The 6540-nt window shown below is 38.7% G+C and carries 4 protein-coding genes; 1 reads left to right on the forward strand and 3 read right to left on the reverse strand.

Features of this window, described 5'->3' with window-relative positions; all coding sequences use genetic code 11:
• Nucleotides 1-53: 53 nt before the first annotated feature.
• Nucleotides 54-3752, reverse strand: coding sequence for a magnesium chelatase subunit H (bchH, locus tag VB694_RS09950; protein ID WP_323360160.1), 3699 nt, complete (start codon nt 3750-3752; stop codon nt 54-56).
• 284 nt (nt 3753-4036) lie between these two features.
• Between bchH and VB694_RS09955 the strand changes: the two genes are divergently transcribed.
• Nucleotides 4037-4984 carry an N-acetylmuramoyl-L-alanine amidase gene (locus VB694_RS09955; RefSeq protein WP_323360161.1) on the forward strand — a complete coding sequence of 316 codons (948 nt, stop codon included), beginning with the start codon at nt 4037-4039 and terminating at the stop codon, nt 4982-4984.
• 66 nt (nt 4985-5050) lie between these two features.
• Here the strand turns inward: VB694_RS09955 and VB694_RS09960 are convergent, their stop codons facing one another.
• Nucleotides 5051-5851 (reverse strand): pentapeptide repeat-containing protein, encoded by an 801-nt coding sequence (locus VB694_RS09960; RefSeq protein ID WP_323360276.1) that lies wholly within the window; start codon nt 5849-5851, stop codon nt 5051-5053.
• A gap of 10 nt (nt 5852-5861) precedes the next feature.
• A complete protein-coding gene (locus VB694_RS09965) occupies nt 5862-6500 on the reverse strand; it encodes a hypothetical protein (protein ID WP_323360162.1) in 639 nt (212 codons plus the stop codon).
• Between the last annotated feature and the right edge of the window lie 40 nt (nt 6501-6540).

Below are 6540 nucleotides of genomic sequence, written 5' to 3' on the forward strand. Positions count from 1 at the left end.
CTCTAAATGTGTTGGGTTGCGCGTTGCTTAACCCAACCTACATCTATAATTTTCTAAACTGTCACTCCTTCCAATTGTTCATCACTCAATTCATATAACTGACGCAATTTTTCCAACCTATTACCATCAGCATCCCACAAACCTCTACCGTGTGCTTCTAACATTCTGCTGACAATATTTCTAAAAGCTTCCGGGTTTGCTTGGCGTAATTTTTCCGCCATTTCTGCATCTAAAGCATAAGTATCCGCAGCTTGTTCATAAACCCAATGATCTCGAAAATCAGCAGTTCCACCCCATCCTATTAAAGCCGTCATCCGTTGGGAAATTTCAAAAGCACCACCAGAACCTTGACTAGCCATTGCATTAGCCCATTTAGGATTTAATAATTTAGTACGGTATTCCATTCTTAATAAATCATCTAAATTTCTAGGGGTGGTATCCTTAGAAAAACTTTCCACAAAACTAGCTGTAACTTTCTTCCCGCTTTGCTGTTCGGCGGCTTTTTTCAAACCTCCGGTATTGGCGTAATATTCTTGAATATCAGTTAAACCATATTCAACAGAATCTATTTCTTGAATAATGCGATCGCTCGTTTTTAATAAACTCTGTAAAACTTCCGGTCTAGCTTGTCCTTTATCATTTCTACCATAACTAAACACATTGCGACTTTCCCAGGTTTTACCCAACTCATCGCCATTTTCCCAGTTACCATCAACCACCCGATCATTAACCAAAGAACCAAAATCACCAGAAGGATTAGAAAATAATCTCGCCGAAGAATTTTCCACCCCTTGCGCTTTCAAAGCTAAAGCGTGTTTTCTAATAAAATTCATTTCCTCCGGTTCATCAATTTCCGCAGCACGTTGAAATAAATCATCCAATAATTCAATAATATTCACAAAACTATCACGAAAAATACCAGATAGATTTCCTAACACATCAATTCTGGGATGTCCCACTTCAGAAAGAGGTTTTAAATCATATCTAACAATGCGTCCCGTTCCCTCCTTCACAGGTTCAGCACCAACCAATTCTAACAGAATACCAAGAGATTCACCCTTAGTTTTAATAGCATCCAAACCCCATAACAAAACCGCCACAGTTTCAGGATATTTCTTATTTTCCTCTAAAGATTGAGAAATAATTTTCTTAGCAATTTCCTTACCCCTTTCAAAAGCAGCAGGAGAAGGCATTCTATAAGGATCTAAAGCATGAATATTCCTGCCCGTAGGTAACACCCCAGCACCATCCCTCAACAAATCTCCACCAGGTGCAGGAGGAATAAACTCACCATTTAAACCTCGTAAAAGATTAGTTAACTCATCAGTAGACTGATTCAATAACCCTGTAATTAATTCCTCCTCCTCTCTGCGTTCTCTGCGCCTCTGCGGTTCGTTTTCTTCCCCAAAATAAGCATCCAAATAACCAGTTAACTCCTCCTGATTTGGTGCTTCACCCAAAGTATGTAACCCAGAAGAAAACAGACGATTTTCTAGAACTTGTAAATACTCATACAACTTCACCAAATAATGGTCAAAAGCATGACTACTAAACATTCTGATATTTTCCGGTGTAAAAGGAATTCCCAACCTTTTCGCATCATCAAAAGGACAATCAACATCCAAACCAGTATCAACAATTTTCTTACAAATCCCTTCCTTTAACAGATAATTCTTTTCCGGGTCTTCCCGATATTCAGCAATCAAATCCCGTAAATTCACCAACTCCTTATATAAACCAGCGCGTCCATAGGGCGGCACATTGTGAGAAATTAACACCCCATAACCGCGACGTTTTGCTAAAATTGATTCTGAAGGATTATTAGCAGCATAGATATATAAATTCGGCATATTTCCTAATAGAATATCCGACCAAGAATAACCAGTATTGCCTAAAGGAGAACCGGGCAACCATTCTACAGTTCCGTGCATTCCAAAATGAACAATTGCATCAGCTTGAAAATCATTTTGCAACCATTTATAAAAAGCTGCATATTGGGGATGTGGAGTTAAATCTCTCTCAAACATTAACCGCATCGGGTCGCCTTGAATTCCTAAAGGTGGCTGCACACCAATCCAAATATTTCCTAAATTTATCCCACCAATATGTAACTCATCACCGTAGGTTTTTATTCCCGTACCTGTTAAAGATTTCCATTGTTTTTCAATGCGAGAAGTGCGGAGATATCCTAACCATTTTTCTAATTTTCTAGCATTAACGGTATTAGCATCTGTGGGGAAAGGTTTATTTTTTTCCCAGGTTTCCATTTCTTCATCTACTGCTTTAACTTGACGAATTAAATCTTCTCCATCTTCAGGAATTTCGCCAACTGTATAACCTTGTGCTTTGAGTGCATGAAGTAATTTAATTAAACTGCGAGGAACATTTAATAATGCAGCAGTTCCTACAGCACCATAACCAGGAGGAAAGCCATATAAAATAATGGCAATTTTTCTTTGTGCTGCTTGTTTTTGGCGTAAGGAAACCCAGTTTTTAACCCTATTAATTAAACGCTGTACTCGTTCAGGAACTAAATAAATATTTTCTCCTACTAAACCACCTAAAGGAATGGTATCAATTGCCCCATCTAATTCAGGAAGTGCATATAAAACAACACTTTGTAAACCGCCTATACCTTGTCTTGTCCATGAATAAATATCTTGAATTAATAAAGGTGCAGCAACAATATAAGGGATATTTTTTGCGGTGAGAATGCGTTTTGCCACTTCAATTTGTCGTCCCGCTTCCATTGAACCAGCCGGTCCACCAACTAGGGGAAAACCGATAGTAGAAATTATCGCGTCAACTTTAACTGCTTCTGTTGAAAGGGAAAGAGTTTCAATATTTCCTTGTTGTCTTTGCTGGGTTTCATAGTCCGTTGTCATCCAGTCACGCACAGCAACATGACCTTCTACACCGTTGATAAAAATTGGTAAGGGTATTAAACCTGATTCTTCAAATTTTCTAATTAATTGGGGTATATAATTCTGTTTAGTAATAACGTGCTTTCTATAAAGTAAAATTCCGATAACTGGTAAATTCTTTCTTCTCTGTTCCCTGTTCCCTGTTCCCTGTTCCCTTCTCTCATACCACTCTAGATAGTCTTTTGGTGATGTAAAAAACCCTTGATAATCTGGGTGTAATAAACCCATGTTGGGGGTTTCAATGGGTGCGGGGATGTCACCGACTTTTAAATCTAAGTATTTTTCCGCAAGTGTCCAGAATAAAGCGGCAACATTTTCTGTTCCTCCTGCGTTCCAGTAACCGTAGATAATTAACCAGTTGCGAAGGTCTTGGACTTTTTGGACTGGGACGAATTTTAATAACTTGGGTCCGATTTTTAAGAAACTGATATAACCTGCGAGTTTATCTTCTTCCTTACCGTTGCTGAATTTGTCAAGGATGAATTTAATGGGTTTTGGCATTCCTTTCGGTTTATCCCCGATAGAAAACGCTCCTATCTTTGTTAAACTCATTAATTCCAGTGCTGACTCGAAAATAAGCCGGATAGGAATGTTAGCGATATGTTCCCGCAACCACAAAACCTGGTCATAATCAAAAATTAAACTGCCAAAAAATACATCAGCACCTTGGAGTGCGGCTTGTACTTCATAGGGGTTGGTGGTAATATTGAGATCGCTAAACACCCGAATATCCAACCCATCACAGCGAGAACTAGCCAAAAAAGCAGCTTTTCGGTACAAGTCAGCGTTGAACGATTCAAATCCAGCAATTAAGACAATACGTTTCATGCTAGTCAGTTATGATATCTTTATTTACTTTGATCTTAAACATTGTTGCGGACTAATGGGGGAATATCTACCTAGAGAGTAAAATACTGAATTTGCCTTTTTTCCCTAGCAATTGGAAATATACCAGTTATATTGTGATTACATAAAATATCTAGTTGCTGCCAATTTTGAGCAATTATGATCTGTGATATCATAATTTTGGGTTTTTATCACGTGAAAAAATCCCAGAAAAGTCGATTTTCTTAATTACATCTTTTCTTTTGAAAGTAGGTTGAGGATACACCATGAAATTTGGAATTGATATGGGACATAATTGTCCTCCAGATACTGGAGCTAAAGGCATTAAATTTGAAGATAATTTAACTATGGATGTGGGCAATAAAGTTATATCTAAGTTAAGAAGTCTGGGACATGAAGCAATATCTTGTACACCCAGTAGTGCTAGATCCGTAAGTCAATCTCTCGGTAGACGTTGTGATACTGCAAATAGAAACAGAGTTGATGTTTTTGTTTCTATTCATTTTAATGCCTTCAATGGAAAAGCAAATGGATCAGAAATATTTGCTATGAGTGATGCAGGTAGGAAAATTGCCCAACCTGTATTAAATGAAATTATTAAGTTAGGATTTTTTAATCGCGGTGTCAAGAACGGTTCTCACTTGTACGTAGTGAGGAATACAAATATGCCTGGAATTCTTGTAGAATGTTGCTTTATTGATTCAGCCAAAGATATGCAACTCTATGATGGGGAAGCAATGGCTAATGCTATTGTTAAAGGCTTAACGGGTAAAGTAACAGCAACATCTGCCCCTGTGAACACCGTCCGAGATGAGGAACAGAATACAGATACTACTATTCTCCGACTGCAAAAAGCTTTGAATCAACTGCAAATAACTGATAGAAATAATAGGCGTTTGGTTGAAGATAACTTTACAGGACCAGCCACAACTTCTGCTGTAGAAAAGTTTCAAAGAATTGTCGGAATTATTCCCACAGGAATGGCAACTAGCACAACATGGAATGCTATTAATCAGATACTATCAAAAAGATTAGTGCAAGGAAATCAAACCACTGGGGCGATAATGAGATACATACAATATCGTGTAGGTGCTACTCCAGATGGTATTTATGGACCCCAGACAGAAGGGGCAATTAAGAGATTTCAACAGCAAAATGGTTTAACTGCTGATGGAATTGTTGGTCCAGCGAGTTGGCAGAAATTAATAGGTTAGTCAAAGATAAAGAGTCAGGACTTACGCAACTGGCACATTGGTAGGGGTAAAGCATGAGCTAAACCCCTACACATTCAGGTTTTTAGTAATCGCATCTTGCAAATTCGCACCCATGAGGTTAGCGTCTTGAAGATTTGCACCTCTAAGATTTGCACCTCTGAGATTTGCACCTGCTAAATTTGCACCTCTTAAATTAGTCCAACTTAAATCAGCATTCGTCAAATTAGCCTCACTCAAGTTAGCTTTAAATAAGTATGAACTTCCTAAATGTACTCTAGTTAAATTTGCTTTATAAAAATTAGCTTTGTAAAGATAAGCTTGCATTAATTCTGCTTCATACAAATTTGCTTCACTCAGGTCAGCGGTAATTAAATTAGCACCAATCAAATTAGCAAAACCAAGATTACTGCGGATGAGTTTCGTTGCTGCTAAATCTGCATCTTTTAAGTTGGCGTTACTAAAATCAGTCCCAATTAAATTAGCTTCTGTAATTACTGCATTGCTGAGATTAGCTGCATTCAAATTAGCACCGATTAAATTTATTTGATTCAAATTTGCTTTTTCCAGAATCGCACCACTCAAATTAGCAATAGTCAAGTTAGCCTCACTCAAATTAGCTTCTATCAACTTAGCTTGAGCAAGATTAGCATTAGTTAAATTTGCACCACTCAAATTTGTTCGCACCAGTAAAGCGTGACTTAAATTTACCTTGGTTAAATTCACACATTGAAGATTTGCACCCCGGAGGTTTTCCCCTTCTAGGTTAGCGTTGCTAAGGTCTAATTCAATTTGAGAGTTTTTCTTTCTCCACTCTATCCAGGTGACAGCACCTGCTTTTAGTAAGGTTAGATGTTGTTGATTTACCATTTTTGCTCCTTTATTCTTGACGCTGACTTTGGGGAACTCTACCAGGTACATTTTCAATCGCTGCTAACGCTCCCGCTGCACCGGCTAAAATATCCCGTTCTTCTCCCCCTAAATAAAGTCGGCCAAAACTTCCTACCGCTTGCACCTCTAAAATGTTAATTTGCGCTGCTTTCTCGGCTTCGTTGGCTGCTAGTGCCGCATAAGCAGCAGGTTCAACTTCTAATACATATAAAGTTTGTCCTGCGAGTAGTAGCTGTCCCCTGCGGGTGCGGTTGATGAGTTGGGTTTGGTAAGCGTCAATATTGCGAATAATTTGGCTAGAAACTACACGGGGTTTGAGACAGTCTTCTTTTTTTACTCCCAACAAGGCTAAAATGGCTTGGCCTGCGGCTCGTGTTTCTCCTTGAGAGCCTGAATGTACTTCTAATAGTCCATACAGCCTTTCTACTACCTGTACTCCCGGACGGACGGAAGCAGATTTGAGGGCTACGTCTGTAATTTTATTGATTTCGATACCGGGTGAGATTTCAATCCACAGGGATGTATCCCCCGGTAATGGTAAGAAACCTTGGGCTACTGTTCCCATGTATGCGGCGTGTTGCGGTTGCAGGTTGTCTAGAAATACGAAACTGCGTAATTCTATGCCCAAAGTTTTGATCTCCAGTTATAAGTATGCAATATATAGGGAT

The sequence above is a fragment of the Anabaena sp. UHCC 0451 genome (assembly GCF_034931405.1).
In the GTDB taxonomy this organism is placed as follows: domain Bacteria; phylum Cyanobacteriota; class Cyanobacteriia; order Cyanobacteriales; family Nostocaceae; genus RDYJ01.

Bases quoted from the DNA above. Each gene is read 5' to 3' on its own strand.
- bchH (WP_323360160.1), bottom strand. From the start codon at position 3,752: ATGAAACGTATTGTCTTAATTGCTGGATTTGAATCGTTCAACGCTGAC.
- VB694_RS09955 (WP_323360161.1), top strand. From the start codon at position 4,037: ATGAAATTTGGAATTGATATGGGACATAATTGTCCTCCAGATACTGGA.
- VB694_RS09960 (WP_323360276.1), bottom strand. From the start codon at position 5,851: ATGGTAAATCAACAACATCTAACCTTACTAAAAGCAGGTGCTGTCACC.